Below are 26,855 nucleotides of genomic sequence, written 5' to 3'. Positions count from 1 at the left end.
CTCAGCGATAGCAAATTCGCGGCGCGGATGCAGCGTACCGGAAGAAGGTGGCGGATTTCCTACAAGCGCTTGGCCTGCTAGCTTCGCGGCGGCTCTTTCCTACCGTCCATCACCCGCGGCCGCGCCCAGTCTGCCAGGCCGCAAGTTTACACGTACGCGTCGCAAGCCGACATTTCGCCTGCGCAAGCCGACATCCGGTTCGCACAAGCTGACGCCGTTTCTGCGCAAGCCGACGCCTTTCCGCGCAAGCTGACGCGATCTTGCGTAAACCGACAGGTTTTTGCCCCTGGACTGTGTAACACCCGGTCCATGTCTCGGCCCATCGCGGCGCGAAGCAGAACAGCTGCCGGGCGAATCAGGCCGGGGTGAAGCGCAGCGGCAGGGTCTTCAGCCCGCCGACGAAGGTCGATCTGCTGCGCGCCGGTTCGCCTGCCAGTTCGACCGTCTCGATCCGGTCGAGCAGCGTCTCGAACAGGATGCGCATTTCCAGCCGGGCGAGGTGGAGGCCGAGGCACTGGTGTGCGCCCGCCCCGAAGGCGAGGTGCCGGTTGGGGCTGCGCGCCGCATCGAAGCGGCGCGGGTTCTCGAAATGCGCCGGGTCGTGATTGGCGGCGACATAGTTCATCATCAGCCAGTCGCCCTTGGCGATGGGCTGGCCGCCGACCTCGGTATCCTCGGCGGCAGTGCGCATGAAATGCTGGACCGGCGTGGTCCAGCGGATCGCCTCTTCGACGATACCCGGCAGCAGGCTGCGATCGGCGCGCACGCGGGCCCATTGCTCCGGATCGCGCGCCAGGGCGAGCATGGCGCCTGCCGTACTGGCGCTGGTCGTATCGTGCCCCGCGGCGGCCAGGATGATGTAATAGCCCATCATGTCGCGGTCGTTCAGCGGCTCGCCGTCGATCACCGCATTGGCGATGGTGCTGGCGACATCCGCGGTCGGGCTGGCTCGGCGTTCCGCGGTGAGCTTGGCGAAATAGGCTTCGAAGTCCTTGACCGCGCCTGCCACCAGTTGCGTGATCGCTTCGGGCGGCAGGTCCTTCATGCCGGACTGGTTGAGATCCTCGTCGGACCCGCCGAACATCTGCTGGGTCAGCATCAGCATGCGTGGCTCGTCTTCTTCCGGCACACCCAGGATCTGCATCACCACATGCAGCGGATAGGGCGCGGCCACCGTCTTGACGAAGTCGGCTTCCCCGCCGCCTGCCACCAGGCGGTCGACCGCTGCGTGCGCGATGGCGCGAATCTCGTCTTCGACCGTGCGCAGGTTCTTGGGCATGAACCATTCCTGCGTCAGCTTGCGATATTTCATGTGGATCGGCGCATCGAAGGTCACCAGGCTAGCAACCATATGCTCGCTCCCGCCGCTGAACGCCTTGGCGAATTCGATGCCCTCGGTCAGGCTGAAGACCACGGTATGCGGGTTGTTGAGGAAGGTGGCATTGTCCTTCGACATGCGCATGACGTCGTCATAGCGGGTGACCAGCCAGAACGGCGGATGGACGCCGCCGTCCTCTGGCTCGACCCAGGCGACGGGCGTTTCGGCGCGCAGGCGGTCGAAGGTATCGAGCAGTCCGTCCCACTCGGCATAGCTGGACGGGTCGATGACCTGGCGGGCAGTTGCCGGGTCCAGCCGGGGCCTTTCCTGCGTGGCCATCAGGCCTGCTCCGTCTCGATCTCCGCCTTGGCGAGATATTCATCGCGCAACTCGCGCTTGTAGAGCTTGCCGTTCGCCTCGCGCGGCAGTTGCGGGCGGAAGTCGAACTGCTTGGGCATCTTGATCTTGGACAGGCTCGGCGCCAGGAAGTCGCGCAGTTCCGCCTCCAGCGCGTCGCCCGCAGCCTCCATGTCCATCGGCTGGATCACCGCTACCACCTTCTCGCCGAAATCGGGACAGGGCGCGCCGATCACCGCGGCATCCATCACCTTGTCATGGGTGACGAGCAGGTTCTCGATCTCCTGCGGATAGATGTTCACCCCGCCCGAAATGATCATGTGGCTCTTGCGGTCGGTCAGGTAGAGATAGCCGTCAGGATCGAGATGCCCGATGTCGCCCAGCGTCATCCAGCCCTTTGGATGCATCGCCTCGCGCGTCTTGTCGGGATCGTTGTGATAGGTCGGGATATTCTCGTTCTCGAAGAACAGCAGCCCGTCCTGCCCGGCCGGTACTTCCTCGCCATCGGGATTGCAGACATGCAGCGTGCCATGGATCGCCTTGCCCACGCTGCCGGGATGGTCCAGCCAGTCCTCGGCCTTGATCAGCGTCATGCCGATCCCTTCCGACCCGGCGTAATATTCGTTGATGATCGGGCCCCACCATTCGATCATCTCGCGCTTGATCGGAACGGGGCACGGCGCGGCGGCGTGGAGTGCGCGCTTGTGGCTGGACAGGTCGTAGCGGGTGCGAAGTTCGGGATCGAGCTTGAGCATCCGGACGAAATGCGTGGGCACCCACTGGCTGTCGGTCACGCGGTATTGCTCGATCGTGGCGAGCGCGAGTTCGGGATCGAATTTCTCCATCACCACCACGGTGCCGCCCAGGCGCTGCGCGGTGGTGCACCAGCCAAGCGGCGCGGCATGATAGAGCGGCGCGGGGGAGAGATAGACCATGCTGCCGTCTGCCGGCATGCCCGCCCCCATGACTGCCAATCCGACCAGCGGATTGACGGCCTGGATGTCCTCATCCGCAGGCGGCGCAGGCTTCACCCCTTTGGGCCTTCCGGTCGTGCCGGAGGAATAGAGCATGTACTGGCCCGGCGCCTGATCCGCTATCGGCTCCGCAGGTTGCGCTGCAAGGGCCGCATCGTAATCCTCATCGCCTTCGCCGCCGACAATCAGCAGCGGCAGATCGGCGCAATCGCCACGGATGCCCTCGATCACATCGGCGAACTTGCGGGTCGTCAGCAGGAATTTGGCGTTTGCATCCTTCAGAATATAGCAGATCTCGGGCGCGGTCAGCCGGGTGGAAATCGGCACCATCATCGTGCCCGCACGCTGCGAACCCCAGACGACCTGCAGATAGTGGGAGTTATTCTCCATCAGCACTGCAAAGTGATCGCCGCGCTTCAAGCCCCGCGACCGCAGCAGTTGCGCAAAGCGATTGGCGTAATCGTCCATCTGGCCGAATGTTACGGTCTCGCCGCTGGGGGCCATGATGATGGCGGGATGGTCCGGACGCGTCTGCGCATGGGCGATGGGGTGCATTGGCTTGCTTTCTCCTCTCCGGCGGCCACCTTCTCGACGAGGGGACTCTTCCAGTTTCGAGAAGAAACCTACCTAACCCATCCGCACGGGCAAGAAAAAAGGCGGCAGGATCGCTCCCGCCGCCCTTTTTGCGAAGCCCGAAGGCCCGAAAATCAGTTGTCGTCGCCGTCGCCCTGACCGCCCGTGCCCGTCGCAAGAGCGAATGCACGCTGGGCTTCCGATTCGACCATGTAGGGAACCGGGTTCACGGCCTGGCCGTCGACGCGGACTTCATAGTGAAGGTGAGGGCCGGTCGAACGACCGGTCGAGCCGACATAGCCGATGATGTCGCCCTTCTTGATGCGGGTGCCGGCTTTTACAGCGATATCCGACATATGTGCGAAGCGGGTCTGCAGGTTCGCACCGTGTTCGATCGAAACATATTTGCCGTAGCTGGAGAACCATTCGGCCTTGCTGACATAGCCATCGGCGGTAGCATAGATCGGTGTGCCGACGGGTGCGGCCAGATCGACGCCCTTGTGATTGCGACGTCCGCCCAGAACCGGGTGGGTGCGCATTCCGTAATCGCTGGTCAGCTTGGTGTTATCGAGCGGCATGCGCGAGGGAACCGAGACACTGGTCGCTGCCGGAGTAGCGCGATCCAGATTGTCCCATTGTGCGAACAGCTGCTTGAACTGGGCATCTTCGCCGGTCTGGGTAGGAGCAGCCACCTTGCTCATGTCGATCGCACCGACTGCAGCAGCGGTGTTGGTTTCCTGCGCCTGAGCCGGAGCTGCTGCGATGCCGAAACTGGCCACTACTGCGAGAGCAAGCGTATTGCGCTTGGTGATCATGCTAACCCGTCCATCTGGCGCTTTGCGCGCCTTTCGATCCTGAGTGAACCCGACGTCCCGTGTCGAACCCACCTTTTAAGTCACTGCCGGAACCCCCCGGCGTCTCGTGAGTTCGAGTTATCGGTGAAAAGGTTAATCAGGCAATACCCGCGTAATAGTCGCGCGGCAGGCCGCCTGCGAAACGCGCTGAGTCGTTAAACGGCGGCTTCAAACCACCTGCGAAATGCATTCCGACCAGATTTTGCCATGTTTTCTGCGGGTTCTGCGCACGTATTTCGCAGATCGCATGAAAGTGCTTTGACCCTGCGGCAACGTGACGAATTTCATCGTCAAGGATTCGTTCGAGAATTTTCGCCCCGTTTTCATCACCTTGCGCGCGAACCCTTGTCAATGTGGCCGGTGTGACGTCCAGGCCGCGCGCCTCGAGCACCATGGGAACGATCGCCAGCCTCGCCGCAACATCGTGAGCCGTGTCCTGAGCCGCACTCCACAGCCCGTCGTGCGCAGGCAACGCTCCGTAGGACCTCCCCAGCGAATCAAGTTTTCGGGACAGCAGCGCGAAATGCATCGCTTCGTCGGCAGCAACTTCGAGAAAGTCCGAAACGAAGTCAGGACCCATCGCTTCACCGAAGCGACCGGCCATATCCAGCGCGAGATCGATAGCGACGAATTCGATATGGGCGAGCGCGTGCCACAAGGCGGCACGATTGCGTTCCGACCCCATCTTTCCGCGACGGGGCATGGCGCCCGGTGCCAGAAGTTCCAGACGATCAGGCCATTCCGGACGATCCGGCATTGTAACCTCGAACACGAAATCCAGCCGTCCGAGACGCCAGTCGCGCGCCACCTGGCGGGCGGCGAAGACCTTGGCCTTCGCCTCGCCCGTGAGCAGCGCATCGCGAATGGCACTGGCGACGGATCGGCGCGGTCCCGTCATACCTTGGTTGCAGCCTCCAGCACCTCTTCGGCGTGCCCTTTGACCTTCACCTTTGGCCAGACGCGCAGGATCTGGCCGTCTCCACCGATAAGAAAGGTCGACCGGACCATGCCCATATAGGTCTTCCCGTACATCTGTTTCTCGGTCCAGACACCCAACTCGTCCGACAGCCCGCCGTCTGCCGCATCGGTCGCAAGATCGACGGTCAGATCATGTTTGGCGATGAAGTTCTGATGCTTCTTGGCCGAATCCTTGCTCACCCCGAGGAGCGATACGTCCGCCTTGTCGAATGCCGACTTGAGAGCGGAAAAATCCTTGGCTTCGGTGGTGCAGCCCGGTGTGTTGTCCTTCGGATAGAAGAAGATTACTGCCTTTTTGCCGGACAGGTCAGCCTTGGTGACGGTACCGCCGTCCGGCGTTTCCATCTCGAATTCGGGAAAGGCATCGCCTTCGCCGTAGGTCGTCGTCATTCGTCTATCTCCAGGGTTTCACCGTATATGTCCCGCCACGCCGCCGCGACATCACGGCGTGCCTCGTGCAGACGCTGTATCAGCTCGTCATAATCCTCGCACCCGCTCTGCCTGGCGAGCAAGGCAGCCGCCGCAGACTTGGGCTTTTCGAGATCGGGCGCGAGCAGGCGCGTCCCCACCAGCAGGCGTGTCATCAGACTGTGCGCTTCGGCGATGGTCCCAGGCAAGCGGCCCGTCTCGATCAACTGGCTTATCGCCTCGTCCAGATGCGGCGTCAGTGCTTCGCGATGCCGTAGCTGGAGGACGTGGACGAGAAACTCGATATCGACCAAGCCGCCCCGCAACAGCTTGGCGTCAAGCGACCCGCGCGCCTGTTTGTGAGCCGCCATTTCCGTGCGCATTTTCAGGGCATCGTCACGCAGGGCATCACCGTCCCGTTCGCCGCGAAGAATGGACGTCACGACGTCACCGACCTGCTGGCGGGCGGCCTCGCTACCGACGAGCACCCGGGCACGCGTCAGCGCCATGTGTTCCCACGTCCAGGCATCCTCGCGCTGATACCGCGCAAAACTCTCCACGCTTACGGCCAATGGCCCCTGATTGCCCTGGGGGCGCAGCCGGGTGTCCACCTCGTAAAGCGCGCCCTGCGCAGTCGGGACACTGAGCGCTGCCGTCACTCGCTGGGCAAGCCGGTTGAAATACAGCGTCGCGCCGAGCGGCCGCTCGCCATCGGATTCGCCCTCGTGCGTACCTGTAAAAAGATAGATGATGTCGAGATCCGAAGCGTGCGTCAGCGCACCACCCCCCAGTCGCCCGAGGCCCACCACCACCAGTTCGCTGCCAGCGATGCGTCCGTGCTTTAACGCAAACTCGCTTTCGGCCGCATCGACTGCAACCTGAAGGGCAGCTTCCGCCGTGCGCGACAGGCCCGCCGCGATATCCAGCGGGTCATGCGCCGTTTCGATCAGCTGGACCCCCAGCGCAAACCGCGTCTCGCTGGTGACGACGCGCAGCCGGTCGAGCCGCGTTTCGTAATCGTCCCCACGCTCACGCCTTCCCATCAGGGCGACGATGTCATCCACGCTGCCCGGCAGATCGAGAGCTGTTCGGTCGATTAGGGCATCGAGCAGGTTCGGTCGGCGGGCAAGTTCGTCCGCCAGAGGCGGCGCCAGCGTGAGGCAATCGGCAAGCAGGGCGAATAATCCTGGCCGCGCCTCGAGCAGGCGGAACAGGTTTATGGCGCTCGGCAATCGGGAGATAAGACCCTCCCAGCGCACGACGGCTGCATCGGGATCTGGCGATCCGGAAATCGACGCGATCAGATCCGGACGGATGGCTTCGAAAGCGCCGAGAGCCGCGGTGCTGCGCAGCGCCTGATATTTCCCGTCGGTCCAACCCGCGATCCGATCGACCAATTCTGCTGGCACATCGCCTTCGGCCGTACCGCCTGCCAGAACGTGCGGCGCGCTAGCCGGCACGGAAATCCTGTCCTCATCGAGAAGTGCGTCGAAACGCTCGGCGACCGGTCGCGCAAGCTCCTGCACATGCTTCACCAGCGCTGCGCCGTCAGCCAGACCATGCAACTGCGCGACATTATCCAGCGCATCACCTGCGGGAAGCGAATGCGTCTGCTTGTCGCCGACCATCTGCAGGCGGTGCTCGATCGTTCGCAGGCCGTCGTAACTTTCGCCGAGCGCCCTCGCGTCTTCCTCGCCGATCCGGCCGGTGGCAGCCAGCGCATCCAGTGCCGCCCGCGTGCCTCGCGATCTGAGGGAGGGGTCGCGTCCACCGTGGATCAGCTGATGGGTCTGGGCGAAGAACTCGATCTCGCGGATGCCGCCGCGACCCAGCTTCAAATTGTAGCCGGGCTCCGGAACGCTGGGACCGCTGTGCTGATCGCGAATGCGGTGGGTCAGTCGGCGGACTTCATCGATGGCACCGAAATCAAGGCTCCTGCGCCAGACGAATGGCCTGATATGATCGAGAAACTCTTCGCCGGCTGCAATGTCGCCGGCACAGGCGCGTGCACGAATGAAAGCCGCCCGCTCCCACGCCAGTGCCGAGCTTTCGTAATGGGTGATGGCGGCGTTCAGCGGAATGGCAAGTGGGCTCACTTCCGATGCGGGGCGCAGGCGCAGATCGACCCGGAACACGTACCCTTCGCTCGTCACATCGGACAGCAATCGCACGACTTCGCGCGCATACCGCTGGGCCGCCTCTCCCGGCTCGTCGCGTTCGCGCCGTGGCAGCTTCTCGGGATCGTAAAGCAGGATAGGGTCGATGTCGGAGGAATAATTAAGCTCGCCAGCCCCGTGCTTGCCGAGCGCCAACCCTATCATTCCCGACGGTTCAGCGTCCGGAACACGACTGTTCATGGCGGTGTTCAGCGCCCGATCAAGCGCTCGATCCGCAAAGGTCGACAATTCCCGCATGACCTTGTCGAGGTCGAACGCCCCGGCCAGATCGCCGATCGCAAGCACCAGGGCCAGGCCGAGCCGCTCGTCGCGCAGCGCGCTTGCCGCACTGCCTTCCCTTACTCGCTTGGCAGCGCGCAGGGCCACCTCGCCATCCCCCTGGGCCAGCAACTCGGCCAGTTCGGGCCGCCGCTCGAGCGCGCGCGCGAGGAATGGTGCATGGGCACGGGCGCGGTCCAGCGCTGAGGTCCAGTCGACAGCCATCGCCTGCCCCCTGCCTCCCCGCGACGCACGGCGCAAGCTTGCCCTTACGCCGCCATGCTGACAAGAAGCGCGCCGAATGCGAGATGCGAAGAGAGGAAATTCTCCCATGAAACGCTTTACGATCGGTGCGGCCGCCGCGCTCATTCTGTCGGCCTGTTCGATGGGCCAGGACGTGGAAAGCCCCGATGCCGCGCTCGATCTGCCCGATGTGGCCGACGGGACCCTGTCCGAAGAAACGATGAAGCGCGTGACCGAGCGGCTTTCTTCCGACGAATTCGAAGGGCGCGCCCCCGGCACGGCTGGCGAAGAAAAGACGATCGCCTATCTCATCGAGGAATTTGGAAAAGCCGGCCTCGAACCTGGCAACAATGGCAGCTGGGTGCAGGATGTGCCCCTGGTCGAGATTACCGGCAAGGATTTCGCACCGCTTACAATTTCAGGCGGCGACAATGGCGATATCAAGCTCAATTACGCCACCGACTGGGTCGGTGCGACATATCGCGAAGACGTGGAAACCAAACTCGATGACAGCGAGCTGGTATTCGTGGGCTACGGCATCAACGCACCGGAAAAGGGCTGGAACGATTACGAAGGCCTGGACATGAAGGGTAAGACTGCGGTCATTCTCGTCAATGATCCGGACTTCGGCGCCGAAACCCTAGACGGCCCCTTCAACGGGAAGGCGATGACCTATTACGGTCGCTGGACGTATAAATACGAAGAAGCCGGACGGCAGGGCGCGGCAGCCGCTATCATCATCCACGACACCGAACCTGCCGCCTATGGCTGGAACGTCGTCGAAAGCAGCTGGTCGGGCCCTCAGGCATACGCCGACCGCGGCGACAATCCTCCCCCGATGACAAAGCTGAACGGCTGGGTGCAGAAGGAGAAGGCCCGTGAAATTCTCGCCGCTGCGGGTCAGGATCTCGACGATCTGATGGCTGCTGCGCGCAAGGACGATTTCAAGGCGGTCCCACTCGGCCTCAAGGCATCGACCAGCTTCCGCAACGACATTCGTACATTCGCATCCAAGAACGTGATCGGCATTCTTCCCGGCAGCGAACGTCCCGACGAATATGTGATGCACACGGCACACTGGGATCACCTGGGCCGATGCACGCCGGCACCCGATGGCGACGACATCTGCAATGGAGCAGTCGATAATGCCACCGGCACTGCTGCTCTCGTAGCCTTGGCTGAAGCGCACGCGAAAGCGGGGCCGACCAAACGCAGTCTCGTGTTCCTGGCGGTCACTGCCGAGGAATCCGGCTTGCTCGGTGCCGACTATTACGCTGCAAACCCGGTCTTCCCGCTCAACAAGACGGTCGGCGGTATCAACATGGATGCGTTCCTGGTGGCCGGTCCGGCGAAGGATGTGATCGTCGTTGGACCGGGCAAATCGCAGCTCGACTTGTTCCTGGACAAGGCGCTGATGAGCGATGACCGGGTAACGACGCCCAATCCGAACCCCGAAGCGGGCTATTACTACCGCTCGGACCACTTCGCGTTCGCGAAGCGAGGCGTGCCGATGCTCTACCTCGATGGCGGCGAAGATCTCGTAGACGGGGGCAAGGAAGCGGGCGCAGCCGTCCAGGCCGATTATCGCGACAACCGGTATCACGGGCCCAAGGACGAATACGATCCGAACTGGGACTGGTCAGGCGTAATGGCCGACCTGCGGCTGTTCTATCGCATCGGCCGGATGCTTGGCGATTCGACCAGCTGGCCGAACTGGGTCGAGGGTGACGAGTTCAAGGCGACGCGCGACGAAGATTGCGCCGTCGATGGCGCGCTCTGCGGCACGCCTGAAGCCCCATAAGCAGGAACCGATCCATGACCTTTCGGATGCCGCCCGAATGGGCGCCGCAGGACTGGCTGTGGATCGGCTTTCCTCATGATGCGAAGGAATGGCCCGACACGCTTCCACGCGCCCAAGAGCAGATCGCTGCCTTTGCGAATGCCGTTGCCGAAAGCGGTCAGGAGGTCCGCCTGCTGGTAACGGACGGCGCCAATGAAGCGCGCGCGCGCCAGCTGGTAACCGGTAGCGTCGTTCTGGAAAAGCGTGCCTATGGCGACATCTGGCTGCGCGATACCGGTCCGCTCGTGCTGTGCAATGAGAGTGGCGAGCGTTGTGCGCAGCGCTTCGGCTTCAACGGCTGGGGCGGCAAATATCTGATGGAAGGCGACCAGACGGTCGGCGCAGAACTGTCTAGGGATGCCGGCTTGCCGCTCGAGGTCGCGGACTGGATCCTCGAAGGCGGTGCGATCGACGGAGACGGTACGGGGCTGGTCGTAACGACCGAACAATGCCTGCTCAATCCCAACCGAAATCCGCAGCTTACAAAGGACGAAATCGAAGAGCGATTGCGGCGCGACCTCAGCTTCGACCGTGTTCTCTGGCTGGGCGAGGGACTGATCAACGATCACACCGACGGGCATGTCGACAATCTTGCCCGCTTCGTGGCTGCCAATACGCTCTGCCTACCCCGCGTGACGGGCAGAAACGATCCCAACGCCGCAATCTATGCCGATGCCAGGCGGCGTGCCGAGGATGCCGGCGTCACGGTAAAGGAGATCCCTTCGCCCGGCCTCGTAACCAGCGGCGACCACGTCGAGCCAGCGAGCTATGCGAATTTCGCCATCACAAGCCATCTCGTCGTTGTGCCGACGTTCGGGAGCCCGCATGATGCGGAGGGCGTTGCGGCCATTGCTGAGTTGTTTCCCGACCGTGCGACAATCGGACTTGCCGGTGATGCCGTGCTTGCCGGCGGAGGCGGTTTCCATTGTGCGAGCCAGCAAATGCCATCGGCCGGGTGGCGGCCTTAACACTTCGTTAGGGGTTCAGGCCCAGAATGCGGGAATGGCCCATGCAATCGCACTCGCCCGCACACATTTCGCCCCGTTTCCGGTGGCGAATATCGCGCGTGCCGTGATCGTCAGCGGTTGCGGCCTTGCTCTGGCACTCGCCGGACCTATCATCCCCTTCTGAGCGGTCAGACGATCGCCTTCCATAGCGCAGCCGCGGCTGCGCCACCGAGCACCATGCCCACGCATATGCGCCAGCTACGGTCGCCAATACGGCCCGATGCCTTGTTGCCCAGCCAGTTACCGAGCAGCACCGCCGGAAACAGAAGCGCCGCGAGCAGGGCCAGCTTCCACTCCAGAACGCCGATCGCCGCACCGCTCGCCAGACCGACACTGGATGCGCAGGTAAAGATCAGCAGCATCGACGCCTTGGCCGTTTCGCGAGGTATGTCGCGCCCCACGTAATAGGGAACGACCGGCGGGCCGGGCATTCCGGCGTATCCTGTCATCAGCCCGCTAAGCAGCCCCACGCCGCCCGTTGTCGCCGGGTGGTGATGCGAGGCCCTACGCCGCGGAAGGAGTATGGCCACAAACGCCGAAAGAGCGATGAAGGCAATCACGACCCGTGCGATCGCGGGGGTGGTCAGGCTCAGCGCGTAAAGACCGACGGGCGTGGTCACCGCGACCATTGCGATGATAAACCAGGCCGATCTTTCCGCCTCACGCAGTAGCCGCCTGATTTCGGAAACACCGATGAAAACCGAAAGGAAATTGGTCACCAGCACCGCGTGAACCGGCGAGAGGGCGAGCGCCAGGATCGGGACGATCAGTATCGCCATGCCGAAGCCGGTGAGGCCCCGAACGAAAGCCGATCCGAAAGCTGCAGCCAGCGCAGCGAGTACGGCTGCGATACTGTAGCCGGCGATTACATCCATGTACCGCGCCCTTTCTGACGATCATCGCAGATCGGGCGGCGTCGCCTCGGTGCGCAGCATGTCGATGGCTTCCTCGAGGCTCATCACGCGCTGGTCCTTCTCGCCCAGCGTGCGGACCGCGACGGTGCCTTCCTCCGCCTCGCGCTTGCCGACAACCAGCAGGTGCGGAACCTTCGCGAGGCTATGCTCGCGCACCTTGTAGTTGATCTTTTCGTTGCGCAGATCGCTGTCGACCCGGATCCCCGCGGCCTCCAGCTTTCCGACGGCTTCCTTGGCGTAATCGTCCGCATCGGACACGATGGTAGCGACCACCGCCTGCGTCGGGGCGAGCCAAACGGGCAGGCGACCGGCGAAATGCTCGATCAGAATGCCGATGAAGCGCTCGTACGAACCGAAGATCGCGCGGTGCAGCATGACGGGGCGATGCTTCTCCCCATCCTCTCCGACATAGGTGGCGTCGAGGCGGTCGGGCAGGACGCGGTCGGACTGGATCGTGCCGACCTGCCATGTGCGACCGATCGCGTCGGTCAGGTGCCATTCGAGCTTGGGGGCATAGAACGCCCCTTCACCGGGCAATTCTTCCCATTCGAGGCCGTTTGCTGTCAGCGCGTCGCGCAGTTCCTGTTCGGCCTTGTCCCAATCCGCATCCGAGCCGAACCGCTGTTCCGGTCGCAGCGCAAGCTTGATGTCATAGCTGAACCCGAAATCGCGATAGACCGTATCCGCCAGCGCAAGGAAGGCCTGCACCTCCTCTACAACCTGGCCTTCCGTACAGAAGATATGCGCATCATCCTGCGTGAACTGGCGCACGCGCATCAGACCGTGAAGCGCGCCATGCGGCTCGTTGCGGTGGCAACAGCCCATCTCGCCCAGCCGGATCGGCAGGTCGCGGTAGGAGGTGATGCCTTGCTTGAACACGAGCACGTGGGCCGGGCAGTTCATGGGCTTCAACGCCATCCAGTCGGCTTCACCGGAGATGACCGGACCGTCTTCCTCGGTATTGGGCACTTCGTCTGGAATAACGAACATGTTTTCGCGGTACTTGCCCCAGTGACCGGACTGTTCCCACTGACGCGCGTCCATTACCTGAGGCGTCTTGATCTCGCGATAGCCCGCCTTATCCATCTTGCGACGCATATAGGCTTCGAGCTGGCGCCAGATGCGATAGCCGTTGGGATGCCAGAAGACGCTGCCGTGCGCCTCTTCCTGCAAGTGGAAAAGGTCCATCTCGCGGCCCAGTTTGCGGTGATCGCGCTTGGCCGCTTCCTCCAGCCGCGTCAGATGCGCGTTGAGCTGCTTCTTGTTGAGCCAGCCGGTGCCGTAAATACGTGTGAGTTGCGCATTCTTCTGGTCGCCGCGCCAGTATGCTCCGGCGACACGCATGAGCTTGAAGGCCTGCGGGTCGAGCTTGCCCGTGCTGGCAAGATGAGGACCGCGACACATGTCGAGCCAGTCTTCCCCCGACCAGTAAACCGTGAGTTCTTCGTTTTCCGGCAGTTCCCTGGCCCATTCCGCCTTGAAGGCCTCGCCCTCGGCCTCCCACTTGTCGATCAATTGCTGGCGGCTCCAGACTTCCCGGCGCAGGGGTTTGTCCGCCTTGATGATCTCGCGCATCTTTTCCTCGATCGCGGGAAGATCGTCCATGCTGAACGGGTCACGGTCCGCGGGCGCCTTCACATCGTAGTAAAAGCCGTCATCCGTCGATGGACCGAAAGTGATCTGCGTGCCGGGCCACAGGGCCTGCACCGCTTCTGCCAGCACATGGGCAAAATCATGGCGCGCAAGTTCAAGCGCGTCATCCTCGTCGCGGGCCGTGACGAGAGCCAGTTCGGAATCGCTCTCAAATGGACGATTGATGTCGCGCAATTCGCCATCGACGCGGGCAGCAATGGCTGCCTTCGCAAGTCCCGGCCCGATCGCGGCCGCTACGTCGGCAGGCGTGGAACCGGGCTCCATTTCACGCACCGAACCATCGGGCAGGTTAATCTTGAGAAGTTCCGTCATCGTGTCGTCCTAGGGCTTTTCGCCGTTAATTGCCGCGCCCATGGCACAAGGAGGCGCAGCCTTGAAGCGGCGTTTGCGAAGAATTCCGATTTCGGGAAGAAACGCCAACCACCCGAAACCGGGCGGCGGTGGATCGCTCAAGCCGCGACCGACCACCCCCGGTTGCCCGGGGTGGTAGTTGTCGTGGTCGTGATGCGCATGGGCGTCATGCCCCTCAGATAACTCCGTCGAGCTGATATCTCAACCCATATCCAGCTTGCGGCTGCCTGCGAGGGTCGTCATCCGCTTTGTTGCTACCACGCCCGCGCCCTTTTCGCGGACGCTGCCAAGGAAGCGGTATTCGCTCGTGGCGCTGCCGGGTGTAAGTTCGACGGCCATATATCCGCGGCGCGACGAATCCATCCATTGCAGCTGTGCATTTGTTGCAACTGCATCCCGGGCCAGCACATCGGGCGGGACTTGCGGAAGATAACCTTCGAAACCGGGAGAGGTTACAGACTGGCCCCCGAACTCCACACCGACCGGTGTTCCCTCGAGATCGAGATCGAAGGCCCAGGCGTTATGGGTGTCGCCGGCAAGGCTGATAAGGTTCGCATCCGCTGACAGTGCCGCTTCGAACACCCGCCGACGCGCGGCGGGATACCCATCCCATGCATCCATACTGAAGGGTACGCCCTCTGCCCCGGCCATGGCGCCGGCGAGCACCCTTTGGCGAATGTAGTCGGGCGCATCCTTGGGAAGCGCAGCAGCCAGAGATGGAGAAGAGATGAGGTTGCCCATCAAGACCTGTTGGACGAGGACCTGCCAAGTCTTGCCGGCAGCCTTCGAGCGGCTGAAGCCTTCCGCCAACCAACCCTGCTGAGCAGAACCGAGCAATTCGCGCGCAGGATCCCTGTAGTCGCCATCACGAAAAGCAATGAGTGCCGCCTTGGCTTCCTCCGGCGAGCTGCCACCTCGCAGCACGTCACCAAGACTGAATTGCTTGGCGCGTGCCGTGAGCCGCGTTTCGAGGCGATAGAGCGTTGCGAGGTCGCCAACCTCGTATTCTGCCCATGGCTCGTCGGATACCGGCATCCATTCGCGATAGGCCTTCATCGCTGCCGCCTTGCGAACCGACCATTCGCCCTCGCTGTCGGGTTGATGGTTTTCTGCCCCCCCTTCCCAGGAATCGTTGGCGCTTTCGTGGTCGTCCCAGACCGCGATCATAGGGAAAAGCTGGTGCAATCGCCGCAGGTCCGGATCCTGCCGATACGCCGCGTACCGTGCGCGGTAATCGGCCAGCGCGACGAGTTCGTGCGAGGGCCACACGCTGCGGCCGGAAACGGTTTCGTCGGTCGAGGGATACGTACCCGGGGCGTATTCGTAAAAATAATCGCCAAGGTGCAGCACACAGTCGAAGTTGCCGTCTGCCGCGGCATGGGCATAGGCGTTGAACCAGCCAAAGCCGATGTTCGCGCAGGAGAACACAGCCATGCGAAAACGATCGGCTGGCCCCTCGGGCAATGTGCGGGTGCGGCCGATGTCGGAAATGCTGCCGTCCGGCGCAATGAACCGGAAGTAATACGACTGTGCCGGCTCGAGGCCTTCGGCAAAGGTCTTGCAGCACCAGTCGTTCTCTGCCCTCGCGGCGATTGAGCCACCGGCAATCTTGCGGGTGAAATCAACCGAATCGCTGACCTCGAACTCCAGCGGCGTATCCTGATCGGCTTGGAAACGGGTCCACAACAATACGCGATCAGGTCCAGGCTCGCCGCTGGCCACACCATGGGTAAAGCCCCGTCCCGGCTGGCTTGCAGAAAGGGGGGTGGCAAGCATGCCGGAACCCAGCAAGCCGGCCTTTAAAAGGCTGCGGCGGTCAAGTGCGGGAAGCTTCGGCGAAGCGGGGGGCTCGGTGGCAGTCATGAAATCTCCTCGTCTCGTGTCTGCCTGCGCCTCATGGCCATATCATGACAAGCCAAAAACCACGCGCGGAAAGGTCACGCGTCACTTTGTCAACTCTACTTGACACTGTGCTATGATAATGACAAATAGCCTTTACACGATGAAAAGGAGAGTTGTCATGAACCCCAGAGTTCGCAATCTATTATGGGCCGCCGCGGTTCTGTGTGTCGCCTTGCTCAACATTTTCGACATACTGCCGGACTGGTCGACCTTTCTCGCCATATTCACGCTCCCTCTGCTTGCGATACTCAACCGTCGTAGAGGCAACACCGATTGTGGGGTGTGCGCGCTGAAACAGTGACCGGGTCCGCCCGATTCCAATTCGTTCGAAATCTTACAGTTCTGGAGACCACAACCATGAAGGTTCGCCGGATAGCCCTTGCCTATAGTTCGCTGATCATAGCTGCCGCCATGTTAATGGTGCATCTCGAAGTGTCTGACGGTATCGCATTGACCGTCACCATCGGCCTTGCCGTCATTGCCTTGACCCACATGCGCAAGGTCGGCGGCCGCTCGTGCGAGAGCGTGTCTTGAGCGCAGCATCGAGTGATCGGCCTCGGGGCCGTTCTCCCTATCTTTGGGTTGTGCTCTATCTGGTCGCCATGGGGATAGTTGGCACTCTCAAGCTCACCGATGCAATTAACGGGCCGACAGGCTTTATCCTGCTTGCACTGGCCACCGGCCTGCTGATTCCGATCGCGCGGCAGCGAACAGCCGGCTGTGCGAGCAAGGCGATGGTGGACTATAATCGTCGTGTGCTGGTCAGCAGCTTCGGCTATGCGCTCGGACTGGGCATCGCGGTCACCCTGTGGGACAACTACGAATTGTCCCGTCCGGTCGTGTTCGCAATCTCGCTATTGCCCACCCTGCCCACTTTCGGCGTGATCTGGGCGATGGCCCGCTACCTTGCCGAAGAGCAGGATGAGTATCTCCGGCACCGCACGATCATGGCTGCCCTGATTGCACTTGGCTTTGTGCTGGCGCTGGGCATCTTCTGGGGCTTCCTGGAAATGTTCGAACTGGTGCCGCATGTCTGGGCGTGGTGGGTCTTGCCAGTCTGGGCCATCGGCCTGGGCTTCGCACAGCTTTGGCAAAAGGTGCGCGACGCATGAAGAACCGCCTCAAGGTCCTGCGCGCCGAGCGGGACTGGAGCCAGCAGGATCTCGCGGCGCGACTGGAAGTGTCGCGCCAAAGCGTCAACGCCATCGAAACCGGACGCTACGACCCATCTCTGCCGCTGGCCTTTCGTATTGCCGACATCTTCGACATGACGATCGAGGAAATCTTCCTGCGTGAAGAAGAACCGCGCGCCGATTGACACTGGCTCTCCGATCCCCGACCACGCGGTGGGGATCGGAGGTCATTGATTATGCAGGGGTCGCAGGACATGGAAGGCAGTGACAGCGCCTTCGTTTTCGAAGGTAACTGGAAGGATTTCGCGCGGATTGCGCTGCCCAACCTTCTGCTGACCATCGTGACGCTGGGCATTTACCGGTTCTGGGCGACTGCCCGCGAACGCCGTTATCTGTGGTCGCGGACGCGCTTCGTCGATGAGCACCTCGAATGGGCCGGCACCGGCATGGAACTGTTGCTCGGCTTCGTGATGGTCATCCTGCTGTTCGGCCTGCCCTATTTCGGGTTGAGCTTCGTGGCACAGGCACTGATCGCTCGCGGATACGAAGCCATCGGCGCCGGACTCGGGGCAATCGCGCTCATATCGATTTTCTATCTGGGCGGGGTCGCCCGCTTCCGCGCACTTCGTTATCGCCTGTCGCGGACCCGCTGGCGCAGCATACGTGGCGGGAGCGACAGCGGCGGTTTCCTTTTCGGCCTGTCCTACATGTGGAAGACGATGGTCGGCTGGCTTCCGCTCGGCCTGCTCATCCCCTGGTCGATGACAAGCCTCTGGAACGAGCGCTGGAGCAAGATGAGCTTCGGACCGTTCGCCTTCGAGGCCGACGCGGAAGCGGGCGGGGTCTTCGCGCGTTTCCTGCTGTTTTATCTGGCACCGTTCGTGATGTTCGTCGGAATGCTCATCATGGGCGGCATGGGCATGCTTGCCGGTTATGGAATCGGCGGCGACAATGGGAGGGCCATCGGCGGCATAGTCGGGATCATCGGCATCGTGCTGTTCTTCTATCTCGGCCTCGGCCTGATCGCGGTTGCGTTCTATGCGAAATTCTATCGCGAAGTGGTGGGGGCAACACGGTGGCGCTCGCTTCATTTCAGTTTCGAGGCATCGACCATGGATTGGGTCAAGCTGCTCATCGGCGATGCGCTGCTGGTTGTTTTCACGCTGGGCCTGGGCTTCGTTTTCCTATCCTATCGCCACTGGAAATTCTTCATGACGCATCTCGAGGCCGGCGGAGAAATACTCCTCGACGAGCTGACCCAGTCGCAAACCAGGACCGCCAAGCATGGCGAAGGCCTGCTCGACGCTTTCGACATGGGCGCGATCTGAACTGATGGATGATGCCTTCGAAGTTCCTGCCGAATGGTACGACGGCACGAATGCGCTGCGGCATTCGGGGGTGCTGCGGTGGGATGGTCGGGGCGGCCTGTCGCTTCAGGCAAGTAGCTCCCGCGTCGAACTGAACGCAGCCGATCTGCGGTTTGGCGAGACACGCACGGACCGCACCCTCTATCGCAGCGAGAGCGTCCCCGATTTTCGCCTATTTCTGCCAAACGACCTGCCGCCGGGCCTCGCCTCGCAGCTTCCGGGGAAGAGCGAATACGGGGCGTGGGTAGACAAGCTGGGTCTTGGCAAAGCCGCCGCGATTTTCAGTGCCGTGAGCGTGGCCGCCGTGGCTTTGTTCATGACTGCACCAGACTGGCTCGGCCCGCGCATTCCGGCCAGCTGGGAGCGCAACATCGGCGAGGCGATGGTCGGCGATTTCGGCGGCCGGATATGCCATACCCCCGAAGGTGATGCCGCCCTCGCCAAACTGTTGGGGAAAGTCGATCCGGCACGAGAGAAGGTCCGAGCCGGGATCGCGAACATGGACATGGTCAATGCGATAGCATTGCCAGGGGGGCAGGTACTGCTCTTCGATGGCCTGGTCCAGCAGGCCGAATCTCCGGAGGAACTTGCGGGCGTCTTGGCCCACGAAGTCGGCCATGTACGCGAACGGCATGTCATGACGGCGCTGCTCAGGCAGTTCGGTCTGTCTGTTCTACTCGCAGGCGCGGATTCGGGGCTCACCAATGGGGCGGTCGGGCTGGCGTCGATGGGCTATTCGCGCGATGCCGAACGCGAAGCCGACGATTATGCGCGAGCACGCATGGCGCAGAGCGACATATCCCCTTTGGGTGCAGCCAGTTTCTTCGAGCGTATGGCCAAAGAGCATGGCGGAGAGGATAACTCTTCTGCCCTGCTCGGCTGGATAGCCAGCCATCCTTCGTCGAACGAGCGCGCGAAAGCCTATCGTGACGCGGCGGCCGGAAGAACGGCTTACCCGCCTGCCATTACCGATGATGAGTTCGAAGCGCTGAAGACCATGTGTGCAGACGACCCGGACGTCGAGGAATTCGAGTTCTTCTGAAAGACTTGCAATCGACAGGTTGCGGGCCGACATCGCCCGCCATGTTCGACACCAAGCAGTTCACCATGCCCGACGGGCGACGCATCGCCTATCGCCATATCCGTGGGATGGGCCCCGCTCTGGTCTTCCTGCCCGGCTACATGTCCGACATGGCAGGCGGCAAGGCTACCGCCATGTTCGACTGGGCCCGTCAGCAGGGCCGGGCCTGTCTGCTGTTCGATTATTCCGGGTGCGGTCAGAGCGGTGGCAGCTTTGCTGACGGAACCCTGTCGAGGTGGCGAGAGGAGATCCTAGCGCTGATCGACGCGAAAATCGAAGGACAGGTCGTGATCGTCGGATCGTCGATGGGCGGCTGGCTGATGCTGCTCGCCGGCATGGAACTGGGCGACAGGCTGGCAGGCTTGGTCGGAATTGCTCCTGCACCCGATTTCACCGAATGGGGCCGTTCCGATACGGACAAGGACAAGCTCGCAGCAGGCGAGACCGTCTATGACGACAATCCCTATGGCCCCGAACCGACGCCGACGCATCCGGGCTTCTTCGCCGATGGACAGTCGCAATTGCTGCTGGGCAGCGAAATACCCATCGAAGCGCCCGTTCGGCTGATCCACGGTCAGAGAGATGACGATGTGCCGTGGGATATCAGCACACGTCTTGCCGAAGCGCTCCGTTCGGACGACATACAGGTCACCTTGATAAAGGACGGCGATCACCGGCTGTCGCGCGATCAGGACATCGCCCTGATATTGCAAACGGTCGAAGCGCTTTTGAAAGGCCCTTCATGATTGCCTCTGCCCTTGCCTTGCTGCTCATGCAGGTCGGCCCTGCACCCACCAGCACCACATTTCCCGACATTCCGGACGAAACGCGCGAACGAGCGCGCCAGACACATGCGGAAAATGCGCCCGCGACCGCCCATGCGGCTAGCGGAAAGCTTGCTGAATGCGTGACGATGGCGGCCGAAGATGCCGAGGCGGCCAGCGACATGGCGCAGAAATGGCGCGAAACCGCCGAAACCCAGCTTGAGCTCGCCCAGTCGGCTCATTGCCTGGGTCTGGCGCTTGTAAGACTGGACGACTTTGAAGGGGCGCAGCAGGCCTTCGATCTGGCTGCCGGGGAAGTTCCGGACGGCGCACCGGCCTATCAGGCACGGCTTTCGGCCATGTCTGGCAATGCGGCCATGGCTCAGGGCAAACCGGCCATTGGCGAACTCGCGTTCGGTCGGGCAGTCAGCTATGCTGCAGATGCAGGCGATACCGTACTTTCGGCCAGCGTTTCGGTCGACCGTGCTCGGGCGCTCGTTGCATTGGGTCGCAACGACGAAGCGGCGAAAGCCCTGGCAGAAGCGCGAACCAGCGATCCGGCCAATGCCCGCGCCTGGCTGCTTTCGGCTACCCTTTCGCGCCGCCTCGAACGCTTGGGAGAGGCGCAGGAGCAGATTGCTCAAGCCGCCACGCTTGCCCCGCAGGACCCCGCGGTTGGCCTGGAAGCAGGCGTGATCGCCGCGCTATCGGGCAGGGAAGAAGAGGCCCGCCGCAGTTTCGATTCCGTCCTCCTGGTCGCGCCCGAGAGCGATGAAGCCACGCGTGCCCGCGCCTATCTGGAGCAACTGAAACCGTGACCGATTTTTCTATTCTCGACCTCGTCCCGGTCCGCCAGGGCGGCACATTGGGAGAGGCGTTCGACGCCGCCACGACGCTTGCCAGAACGGCGGAAAAAGTGGGTTGCAAGCGTTTCTGGGTGGCCGAACACCACGCCATGGAAGGCATCGCGGGCGGGGCGACATCCGTGGTTCTCGCGCATATCGGCAATGCGACGTCGACCATCCGTATCGGATCGGGCGGCATCATGCTGCCCAATCACACGCCGTTCCAGATCGCCGAACAGTTCGGAACGCTCGATGCATTGTTTCCGGGCCGTATTGATTTAGGTCTCGGCCGTGCCCCGGGCGCGGGGCCTGAACTGCAGCGCGCGTTGCGGAAGGATCTTCACCGGGCTGCCGAAATGTTTCCGCAGGACGTGGTGGAGCTCATGGCGTTCATGGCGGGCGAAACGACAATTCACCCCACCCCCGGACTGGGCGCGAAACCCGAATTCTGGATGCTGGGATCGAGCCTGTTCGGCGCGCAACTCGCCGCGAAGCTGGGCATGCCTTACGCTTTTGCCAGCCATTTCGCCCCGGATCATCTCGATGGGGCGCTCGAGCTTTATCGGCGCGATTTCCAGCCGTCCGAGGCATGGGAAAAGCCGCATGTCATGGCTGCGATGAACCTGTTCGTCGCCGATACGCAGGACGAGGCGGAATACCTCGCCAGTTCGCAATTGCAGGCGTTCGTATCGCTGCGCACGGGCAAACCGGGCAAGCTTCCGCCGCCCGTCCGCGATTATCGTGGCAGCCTTCCGTCGCAGGCCCAGGCGATGCTGGCCCATGTCGGCCAGGCGAGTGCGACCGGAACTCCGCAACAGGCGGCCGACACGGTTCGCGCCTTTATCGACCGTACAGGGGCCGACGAGATTATATTCGGCGGTAGCATGTACGATCCGCAAGCGCGCAACCGTTCGCTCGAGCTCGCAATGGACGCGCTCGGAAGTTAGGCATGCCGTAACGGCGGGGCAGTTCGGCGTCATGCTCGCATACGTTTGCGAAATTTGCGTTGTGCCACCTTGATAGCCGTTTCCAACCGGCCTAGGCGCGGCGCGCAGGTCGTGGCGCGCACGACTCGGATATTTCCCGGCGCCGAAATGATCATGCGCCGCAAGGAGAGAGGCCCCTCATGGGTTCGAAGACTGCAGCACTTCCCGGAAAGCTTCAAAACGCCATTACCGAAAGGATGCGGCTTTCGCTGTTGAGCGGCGATACCCCTTTCGAAAAGGCGCGCCTCGCCGATGCCGCCGCATTCGTGGGTGCGCTGGCAGCGGACCGAACTCTGGGCCGATCTTCCATGGCGATCGAAAGCGTGAGCGACGAACGTCGCCTGACCCGCATTGCCATCGTGAATGACGACATGCCCTTCCTCGTAGATTCGGTGGCCGCCTCCATCGCGGCGCTTGGCCTCTCGATCGACCGGCTCGTCCATCCCGTCATTCCCGTCGAACGGGACAAAAAGGGATTGCTTACCGGCATTCCCGACGGCGATCCGGAAGATGCCTATTGGGAATCGATGATCTACATCGAAGCCGCGCGCGTCGACGCCAAGACCCGCCGCCAGCTTCAGGAAAGCCTCAAGGAAACGCTCGCCGACGTCCGGGCTGCCGTTACCGACTGGGCCGACGTGCAGGAGGCCATGTCCGCAGACGCCGCACGCATCCGCGAGAGCGATGAAGAAGGTGCAGAGCTTCTCGAATGGTTGAATTCGGGGATGCTGACCCAGCTCGGCCATGTCATCCAGATGCGCGATGGCAGCCAGCAGGATGCTCGCGGTATTTGCCGCAAGAGCGCGAAAGAATTGCTGGCCCAGGCATCGTTCGAGCGCGCGTTCGACTGGTTCGACAAGGGCAAGGATGGGCGCAAGCTGCTCATCATCAAGGCCAATCACCTGAGCAATGTGCACCGCCGCGTGCCGCTGGATCTGTTTATCGTGCCGGTCGAAGAAGGCGGCAAGGTCGTGGCCCTTTCGGTTCACGCCGGGGTTTGGACAAGCGCCGCACTGGCCGCACCGCCCCGCAGCGTTCCACGCCTGCGCCGTCAGCTCGATGCGCTGCGCGAACGCCATGGCTTCGACGAGACCGGGCATGCCGGCAAGGCGCTGGTTCATGCCCTGACAACGCTTCCTCACGATCTCCTCATCGGGTTCTCCGAAGAGGATGTCGAACGTGTCGCAACGACGATGATGAGCCTTGTCGATCGGCCGCGCCCGCGTCTCGCTCTGGTCGAGGCCCCGCTGGCCCGCCACCTTTTCGCCTTCGTCTGGTTGCCGCGCGACATGGTGGCCACACAGGTTCGCCTCGAAATCCAGGCTCTGCTGGAAGAGGCCGCCGCGGCGCGGCTGCTCGATTGGAGCCTCGAGGTGGAAGGCGGAAATCTCGCCACGATCCGCTTCGTGTTCGACATCCGTGACGGCATAGAAGCGCCCGACGAAGCGAAGCTCGAAGAGCAGATGCAGACCCTCCTGCGCGGTTGGAGCGAGGCTGTGGAAGCCGAACTCGGCGCGCTCGAGGATCCGACCCGCGCGGCTGGCCTTGCCCTGCGTTTCGCCGAACATTTTCCCACCGGTTTCCGCGGCCGCTTCGGTCCGCACGAAGCCGCGCTCGATATCGCTCGCCTGCATGACCTTGGGGCCAGCGTGGAAAGCGAGGAAATCGTGCGCGGCGCCCGGTTGTGCTTCGGCGAGGCTGAAGACAAGGGCACGCTGCGCCTGAAGCTGTATCAATCCGAAGGCAGCCTGCCGCTATCGGAAGGCGTTCCTGCGCTGGAGGATTTCGGATTTTACGTTCAATCCGAAATGCCCACCGTGCTGGACGAGGGCCGTCTTGGTACGATTCACGATTTCCTGCTCGATCTGAAACCGGGCGCCGATCCCAAGGCGTTGATCGACCGTTCCTCGGCAATCGAGGAAGCCATCGCTGCAGTGCTGAATGCCGAGGCGGAAAACGATCCGTTCAACCGCCTGGTCCCCGAAGCGGGACTGTCGGCTCGCGAAGCGAACTGGCTGCGCGCCTTCTATCGCTATCTGCGCCAGGTCGGGATGAGCTTCACGATCTACACCGTGGTCGATGCGCTTGCGGCAGCGCCCGACGTGACGCGTGCGCTGGTGGCCCTGTTCACCGCCCGTCACGATCCCGAATTCGGCAATGCTCGCGACGAAGCGATCGCGGAAGCGCGGGCGGCGATCAAGCGGGGCCTGTCCAAGGTCAAGGCGATCAATGACGACCGTCTGCTGCGCCTGTACAACTCGCTTATCGATGCGATCCTGCGAACCAACGCATTCGCACCGGCTGCGCATGAAGCGCTCGCCTTCAAGATCGATTCGGCAAAGGTCCCGAACCTGCCCAAGCCGGTCCCCTATCGCGAAATCTTCGTCTATTCCCGCCGGGTGGAAGGCATCCACCTGCGTAGCGGGCCGGTTGCCCGCGGCGGGTTGCGCTGGTCCGACCGGCGCGACGACTTCCGCACGGAAATTCTCGGCCTGATGAAAGCCCAGCGCGTGAAGAACGCGGTGATCGTTCCGACCGGCGCCAAGGGCGGTTTCTATCCGAAACAGCTCCCGAACCCGGCCATCGATCGCGAAGCCTGGGCGGCCGAGGGTCGCGGCAGCTACGAAACCTTCATTCGCACATTGCTGTCGGTCACCGACAACATCGTCGACGACAAGGTCGTTCATCCCGAACACGTGGTCATTACCGACGGCGAAGATCCATATTTCGTTGTCGCCGCCGACAAGGGCACGGCAACCTTTTCGGACATCGCAAATGCGATTGCCGAATCGAGGGATTTCTGGCTCGACGACGCTTTCGCCAGCGGCGGCTCGAAAGGTTACGACCACAAGGCCATGGGCATCACCGCCCGCGGCGCGTGGGTCAGTGTACAGCGCCATTTCCGCGAGATGGGCATCGATGTGCAGAACGAAAGCATCGAGGTTGTCGGTTGCGGCGACATGTCGGGCGACGTGTTCGGCAATGGCATGCTGCTGTCCAAGGCCATCAAGCTTGTCGCAGCATTCGACCATCGCCACATTTTTCTCGATCCGGACCCGGACCCGGCAGCAAGCTGGAAGGAACGCCAGCGCCTGTTCGCTCTGCCGCGCTCGAGCTGGGAAGATTACGACCGCAGCCTGATTTCCAAAGGTGGCGGGGTCTTCCCGCGCGATACCAAGAGCATCAAGCTGTCCAAGGTGATGCAGGCTAAGCTGGGTATCGACCAATCGGCGATCGAACCGGAAGCCCTGATTTCCGCCATTCTCAAAGCGCCAGTGGACCTTATTTGGTTCGGCGGCATCGGCACATACATCAAGGCCAGCCAGGAAAATAACGTCCAGGTGGGCGATCCTGCAAACGACGCCCTGCGCGTGGATGCAGCCGATGTGAAAGCCAAGGTCATCGGAGAAGGCGCCAATCTGGGCATCACCCAGGCAGCCCGCATCGAATTTTCGCTGCATGGCGGCCGCTGCAACACCGATTTCATCGACAATTCGGCCGGGGTCGATTGCTCCGATAACGAGGTCAATATCAAGATCGCACTGGCCGCGGCCAAGCGGTCGGGCAAGCTGAGCGAACCCAAGCGTGTGGCGCTGCTCGAATCGATGACCGACGAGGTCGCCGAGATCGTGCTGGAGGATAACCGCCTGCAAGCGCTGGCGCTTTCAATTGCCGAACAGGGCGGCGCTGGCGCGGTACCGCCCCAGCTTCGCCTGATCGAGGCGCTGGAAGATCGCGGGGCGCTGGACCGCCAGACGGAAGGTCTCGCATCGAGCGAGGCTCTGGGGCGCAGAACGTCGGAAGGTATGGGCCTGACCCGGCCTGAGCTGGCTGTGCTGCTCTCCTCGACCAAACTGGTGCTGCAGGAGGCCATCGAACAGAGCAGCCTCCCAGACGATCCGAGCGTTGCCGATCTGCTGCTCGACTACTTCCCATCAGCGATGCGCAAGAAGTTCAAGGCGCAGATCGAAGGGCACCAGCTACGGCGTGAAATCATCGCAACTGCACTGGCCAACCGCTTCGTCAATCGCATGGGCTTCGTGCATCCTTTCGAACTGTCGGAAGAAGAAGGTGTCGGCCTGGCTGATGTGACCGCAGCGTTCATCGTGGCGGACAGGCTCTTCAGCGCGAGTGAACTGTGGGCGGAGCTTGAAACGGCTGCGATGCCGGAAGATGTTCGCATCTACCTTTTCCGCCATATGGCCGGTGCGCTTCGCAGCCAGATGGCCGATCTCATCCGGGTCGGCGCCAGCACCATTCCCCCGGGCGAACTGATCACAAGCCTTCAGGACCGCGTGAAGCGCCTGATGACGGGATCGGAAGAATTGCTGACCGACGCATCGATCAGGCAGTCCAACAAGCTGCGCGCGGAATTCGTCGACATGGGCGCTCCTGACAAGCTCGCCGCTCGCGTCACCCACCTCTATGACCTGGACGGCGCGGTTGGTCTGGCTTCTCTCTCGCGCAGTGCCGAAATCGACGTACGGGAACTCACCGCTGCGTTCACCGATCTGGGCGAACGCATTGGTCTCGACTGGGCGCAGAGCACGTCGGCCATGATGAACCCGTCCGATGTATGGGAACGTCTGCTTGTCGCCGGCCTTTCGCGCGACTTCCAGCAGATGCGGCTCGAGTTCCTGCGCCGGCTCTCGCGGCGCAAGGATGCGAAGAAGGATCCCGTCGGTACCGTCGCCATCTGGGCGGAAGAACATGCCGCCGCAATCCGCCAGTTTCGCACCATGGTCGGGCGCGCGCAGGCCCAGGGTGAAGTCGCTCCGGCCACGCTCGCGCAGGTGGCCAGCATGGCTCGCAACCTGCTGGCTCGATAGGACTGAGCTTGACCGGCTGGCGTTTTCGCGCCAGCCAGCGCGG

Annotated in this window: 22 protein-coding genes; 13 read left to right on the top strand and 9 right to left on the bottom strand. The window is 62.4% G+C overall.

The annotated features are described in order from the left end of the window. Positions 1-355: 355 nt before the first annotated feature. The 6 genes from KYK83_RS02100 to glnE form a co-directional block, all read right to left on the bottom strand. A complete protein-coding gene (locus KYK83_RS02100) occupies positions 356-1,657 on the bottom strand; it encodes a cytochrome P450 (protein WP_222827015.1) in 1,302 nt (433 codons plus the stop codon). Then, positions 1,657-3,204, bottom strand: coding sequence for an acyl-CoA synthetase (locus tag KYK83_RS02095; RefSeq protein WP_222827014.1), 1,548 nt, complete (start codon positions 3,202-3,204; stop codon positions 1,657-1,659). The genes KYK83_RS02100 and KYK83_RS02095 overlap by 1 nt, the downstream gene beginning before the upstream one ends. Positions 3,205-3,356: 152 nt before the next feature. Then, positions 3,357-4,037 carry a M23 family metallopeptidase gene (locus KYK83_RS02090; protein WP_103023943.1) on the bottom strand — a complete coding sequence of 227 codons (681 nt, stop codon included), beginning with the start codon at positions 4,035-4,037 and terminating at the stop codon, positions 3,357-3,359. A gap of 136 nt (positions 4,038-4,173) precedes the next feature. Then, positions 4,174-4,974, bottom strand: a complete 801-nt coding sequence (locus KYK83_RS02085; protein ID WP_222827013.1) for a ferritin-like domain-containing protein — start codon at positions 4,972-4,974, stop codon at positions 4,174-4,176. Then, complete coding sequence (locus tag KYK83_RS02080; RefSeq protein WP_222827012.1) at positions 4,971-5,444, bottom strand: peroxiredoxin; 474 nt, start codon at positions 5,442-5,444, stop codon at positions 4,971-4,973. Before KYK83_RS02080 ends, KYK83_RS02085 begins: the two co-directional genes overlap by 4 nt. After that, positions 5,441-8,122: a bifunctional [glutamate--ammonia ligase]-adenylyl-L-tyrosine phosphorylase/[glutamate--ammonia-ligase] adenylyltransferase gene (gene glnE / locus KYK83_RS02075; protein WP_222827011.1), complete on the bottom strand. Its 2,682-nt coding sequence runs from the start codon at positions 8,120-8,122 to the stop codon at positions 5,441-5,443. Before glnE ends, KYK83_RS02080 begins: the two co-directional genes overlap by 4 nt. A 106-nt stretch (positions 8,123-8,228) precedes the next feature. On the opposite strand from glnE, the gene KYK83_RS02070 reads away from it, so the two are divergent. From KYK83_RS02070 to KYK83_RS17375, 3 genes are read left to right on the top strand one after another with little or no spacing between them, the layout of a single operon-like run. Beyond that, entirely contained in the window at positions 8,229-9,941 is a 1,713-nt protein-coding gene (locus tag KYK83_RS02070) for a M28 family metallopeptidase (protein WP_222827010.1), read from the top strand. A gap of 14 nt (positions 9,942-9,955) precedes the next feature. Further along, complete coding sequence (locus KYK83_RS02065; protein WP_222827009.1) at positions 9,956-10,948, top strand: agmatine deiminase family protein; 993 nt, start codon at positions 9,956-9,958, stop codon at positions 10,946-10,948. 34 nt (positions 10,949-10,982) lie between these two features. Further along, positions 10,983-11,111: a hypothetical protein gene (locus KYK83_RS17375; protein WP_283249900.1), complete on the top strand. Its 129-nt coding sequence runs from the start codon at positions 10,983-10,985 to the stop codon at positions 11,109-11,111. Between the two features lie 4 nt (positions 11,112-11,115). On the opposite strand, the gene KYK83_RS02060 is transcribed toward KYK83_RS17375, so the two are convergent. The 3 genes from KYK83_RS02060 to KYK83_RS02050 all read right to left on the bottom strand — a co-directional run bounded on the left by KYK83_RS02060 (position 11,116) and on the right by KYK83_RS02050 (position 15,768). Next, entirely contained in the window at positions 11,116-11,862 is a 747-nt protein-coding gene (locus KYK83_RS02060) for a sulfite exporter TauE/SafE family protein (RefSeq protein WP_222827008.1), read from the bottom strand. A gap of 21 nt (positions 11,863-11,883) precedes the next feature. After that, a complete protein-coding gene (gene thrS / locus KYK83_RS02055) occupies positions 11,884-13,866 on the bottom strand; it encodes a threonine--tRNA ligase (RefSeq protein WP_222827007.1) in 1,983 nt (660 codons plus the stop codon). 240 nt (positions 13,867-14,106) lie between these two features. Next, the gene (locus tag KYK83_RS02050; RefSeq protein WP_222827006.1) at positions 14,107-15,768 is read right to left on the bottom strand and encodes an alkaline phosphatase D family protein; all 1,662 of its coding nucleotides are present in this window, start codon (positions 15,766-15,768) and stop codon (positions 14,107-14,109) included. Between the two features lie 157 nt (positions 15,769-15,925). Between KYK83_RS02050 and KYK83_RS02045 the strand changes: the two genes are divergently transcribed. The 10 genes from KYK83_RS02045 to KYK83_RS02000 all read left to right on the top strand — a co-directional run bounded on the left by KYK83_RS02045 (position 15,926) and on the right by KYK83_RS02000 (position 26,812). Beyond that, positions 15,926-16,108 carry a hypothetical protein gene (locus KYK83_RS02045; protein ID WP_222827005.1) on the top strand — a complete coding sequence of 61 codons (183 nt, stop codon included), beginning with the start codon at positions 15,926-15,928 and terminating at the stop codon, positions 16,106-16,108. Between the two features lie 56 nt (positions 16,109-16,164). Then, entirely contained in the window at positions 16,165-16,341 is a 177-nt protein-coding gene (locus tag KYK83_RS02040; protein ID WP_222827004.1) for a hypothetical protein, read from the top strand. Next, positions 16,338-16,919, top strand: coding sequence for a hypothetical protein (locus KYK83_RS02035; protein ID WP_222827003.1), 582 nt, complete (start codon positions 16,338-16,340; stop codon positions 16,917-16,919). The genes KYK83_RS02040 and KYK83_RS02035 overlap by 4 nt, the downstream gene beginning before the upstream one ends. Then, the gene (locus tag KYK83_RS02030; RefSeq protein WP_196847165.1) at positions 16,916-17,125 is read left to right on the top strand and encodes a helix-turn-helix transcriptional regulator; all 210 of its coding nucleotides are present in this window, start codon (positions 16,916-16,918) and stop codon (positions 17,123-17,125) included. Before KYK83_RS02035 ends, KYK83_RS02030 begins: the two co-directional genes overlap by 4 nt. Positions 17,126-17,194: 69 nt before the next feature. Continuing rightward, the gene (locus KYK83_RS02025) at positions 17,195-18,268 is read left to right on the top strand and encodes a YjgN family protein (protein WP_222827002.1); all 1,074 of its coding nucleotides are present in this window, start codon (positions 17,195-17,197) and stop codon (positions 18,266-18,268) included. Continuing rightward, a complete protein-coding gene (locus KYK83_RS02020) occupies positions 18,225-19,349 on the top strand; it encodes a M48 family metallopeptidase (RefSeq protein WP_222827001.1) in 1,125 nt (374 codons plus the stop codon). The genes KYK83_RS02025 and KYK83_RS02020 overlap by 44 nt, the downstream gene beginning before the upstream one ends. Before the next feature lie 41 nt (positions 19,350-19,390). Continuing rightward, the gene (locus tag KYK83_RS02015; RefSeq protein ID WP_222827000.1) at positions 19,391-20,134 is read left to right on the top strand and encodes an alpha/beta fold hydrolase; all 744 of its coding nucleotides are present in this window, start codon (positions 19,391-19,393) and stop codon (positions 20,132-20,134) included. After that, complete coding sequence (locus KYK83_RS02010; protein WP_222826999.1) at positions 20,131-20,970, top strand: tetratricopeptide repeat protein; 840 nt, start codon at positions 20,131-20,133, stop codon at positions 20,968-20,970. Before KYK83_RS02015 ends, KYK83_RS02010 begins: the two co-directional genes overlap by 4 nt. Further along, complete coding sequence (locus KYK83_RS02005; protein ID WP_222826998.1) at positions 20,967-21,944, top strand: LLM class flavin-dependent oxidoreductase; 978 nt, start codon at positions 20,967-20,969, stop codon at positions 21,942-21,944. The genes KYK83_RS02010 and KYK83_RS02005 overlap by 4 nt, the downstream gene beginning before the upstream one ends. A 179-nt stretch (positions 21,945-22,123) precedes the next feature. Next, entirely contained in the window at positions 22,124-26,812 is a 4,689-nt protein-coding gene (locus tag KYK83_RS02000; RefSeq protein WP_222826997.1) for an NAD-glutamate dehydrogenase, read from the top strand. The last annotated feature ends 43 nt before the right edge of the window (positions 26,813-26,855 follow it).

Source organism: Qipengyuania pacifica (assembly GCF_019857205.1).
GTDB classification, from domain to species: Bacteria; Pseudomonadota; Alphaproteobacteria; order Sphingomonadales; family Sphingomonadaceae; genus Qipengyuania; species Qipengyuania pacifica.
The sequence above is the reverse complement of the archived record's forward strand: the minus strand, read 5'-3'. Positions and strand labels throughout refer to the sequence as shown.

What these genes read in the sequence shown, in the direction of transcription:
- KYK83_RS02100 (WP_222827015.1), bottom strand. Translation starts at nt 1,657, where the DNA reads ATGGCCACGCAGGAAAGGCCCCGGCTGGACCCGGCAACTGCCCGCCAG.
- KYK83_RS02095 (WP_222827014.1), bottom strand. Translation starts at nt 3,204, where the DNA reads ATGCACCCCATCGCCCATGCGCAGACGCGTCCGGACCATCCCGCCATC.
- KYK83_RS02090 (WP_103023943.1), bottom strand. Translation starts at nt 4,037, where the DNA reads ATGATCACCAAGCGCAATACGCTTGCTCTCGCAGTAGTGGCCAGTTTC.
- KYK83_RS02085 (WP_222827013.1), bottom strand. Translation starts at nt 4,974, where the DNA reads ATGACGGGACCGCGCCGATCCGTCGCCAGTGCCATTCGCGATGCGCTG.
- KYK83_RS02080 (WP_222827012.1), bottom strand. Translation starts at nt 5,444, where the DNA reads ATGACGACGACCTACGGCGAAGGCGATGCCTTTCCCGAATTCGAGATG.
- glnE (WP_222827011.1), bottom strand. Translation starts at nt 8,122, where the DNA reads ATGGCTGTCGACTGGACCTCAGCGCTGGACCGCGCCCGTGCCCATGCA.
- KYK83_RS02070 (WP_222827010.1), top strand. Translation starts at nt 8,229, where the DNA reads ATGAAACGCTTTACGATCGGTGCGGCCGCCGCGCTCATTCTGTCGGCC.
- KYK83_RS02065 (WP_222827009.1), top strand. Translation starts at nt 9,956, where the DNA reads ATGACCTTTCGGATGCCGCCCGAATGGGCGCCGCAGGACTGGCTGTGG.
- KYK83_RS17375 (WP_283249900.1), top strand. Translation starts at nt 10,983, where the DNA reads ATGGCCCATGCAATCGCACTCGCCCGCACACATTTCGCCCCGTTTCCG.
- KYK83_RS02060 (WP_222827008.1), bottom strand. Translation starts at nt 11,862, where the DNA reads ATGGATGTAATCGCCGGCTACAGTATCGCAGCCGTACTCGCTGCGCTG.
- thrS (WP_222827007.1), bottom strand. Translation starts at nt 13,866, where the DNA reads ATGACGGAACTTCTCAAGATTAACCTGCCCGATGGTTCGGTGCGTGAA.
- KYK83_RS02050 (WP_222827006.1), bottom strand. Translation starts at nt 15,768, where the DNA reads ATGACTGCCACCGAGCCCCCCGCTTCGCCGAAGCTTCCCGCACTTGAC.
- KYK83_RS02045 (WP_222827005.1), top strand. Translation starts at nt 15,926, where the DNA reads ATGAACCCCAGAGTTCGCAATCTATTATGGGCCGCCGCGGTTCTGTGT.
- KYK83_RS02040 (WP_222827004.1), top strand. Translation starts at nt 16,165, where the DNA reads ATGAAGGTTCGCCGGATAGCCCTTGCCTATAGTTCGCTGATCATAGCT.
- KYK83_RS02030 (WP_196847165.1), top strand. Translation starts at nt 16,916, where the DNA reads ATGAAGAACCGCCTCAAGGTCCTGCGCGCCGAGCGGGACTGGAGCCAG.
- KYK83_RS02025 (WP_222827002.1), top strand. Translation starts at nt 17,195, where the DNA reads ATGGAAGGCAGTGACAGCGCCTTCGTTTTCGAAGGTAACTGGAAGGAT.
- KYK83_RS02020 (WP_222827001.1), top strand. Translation starts at nt 18,225, where the DNA reads ATGGCGAAGGCCTGCTCGACGCTTTCGACATGGGCGCGATCTGAACTG.
- KYK83_RS02015 (WP_222827000.1), top strand. Translation starts at nt 19,391, where the DNA reads ATGTTCGACACCAAGCAGTTCACCATGCCCGACGGGCGACGCATCGCC.
- KYK83_RS02010 (WP_222826999.1), top strand. Translation starts at nt 20,131, where the DNA reads ATGATTGCCTCTGCCCTTGCCTTGCTGCTCATGCAGGTCGGCCCTGCA.
- KYK83_RS02000 (WP_222826997.1), top strand. Translation starts at nt 22,124, where the DNA reads ATGGGTTCGAAGACTGCAGCACTTCCCGGAAAGCTTCAAAACGCCATT.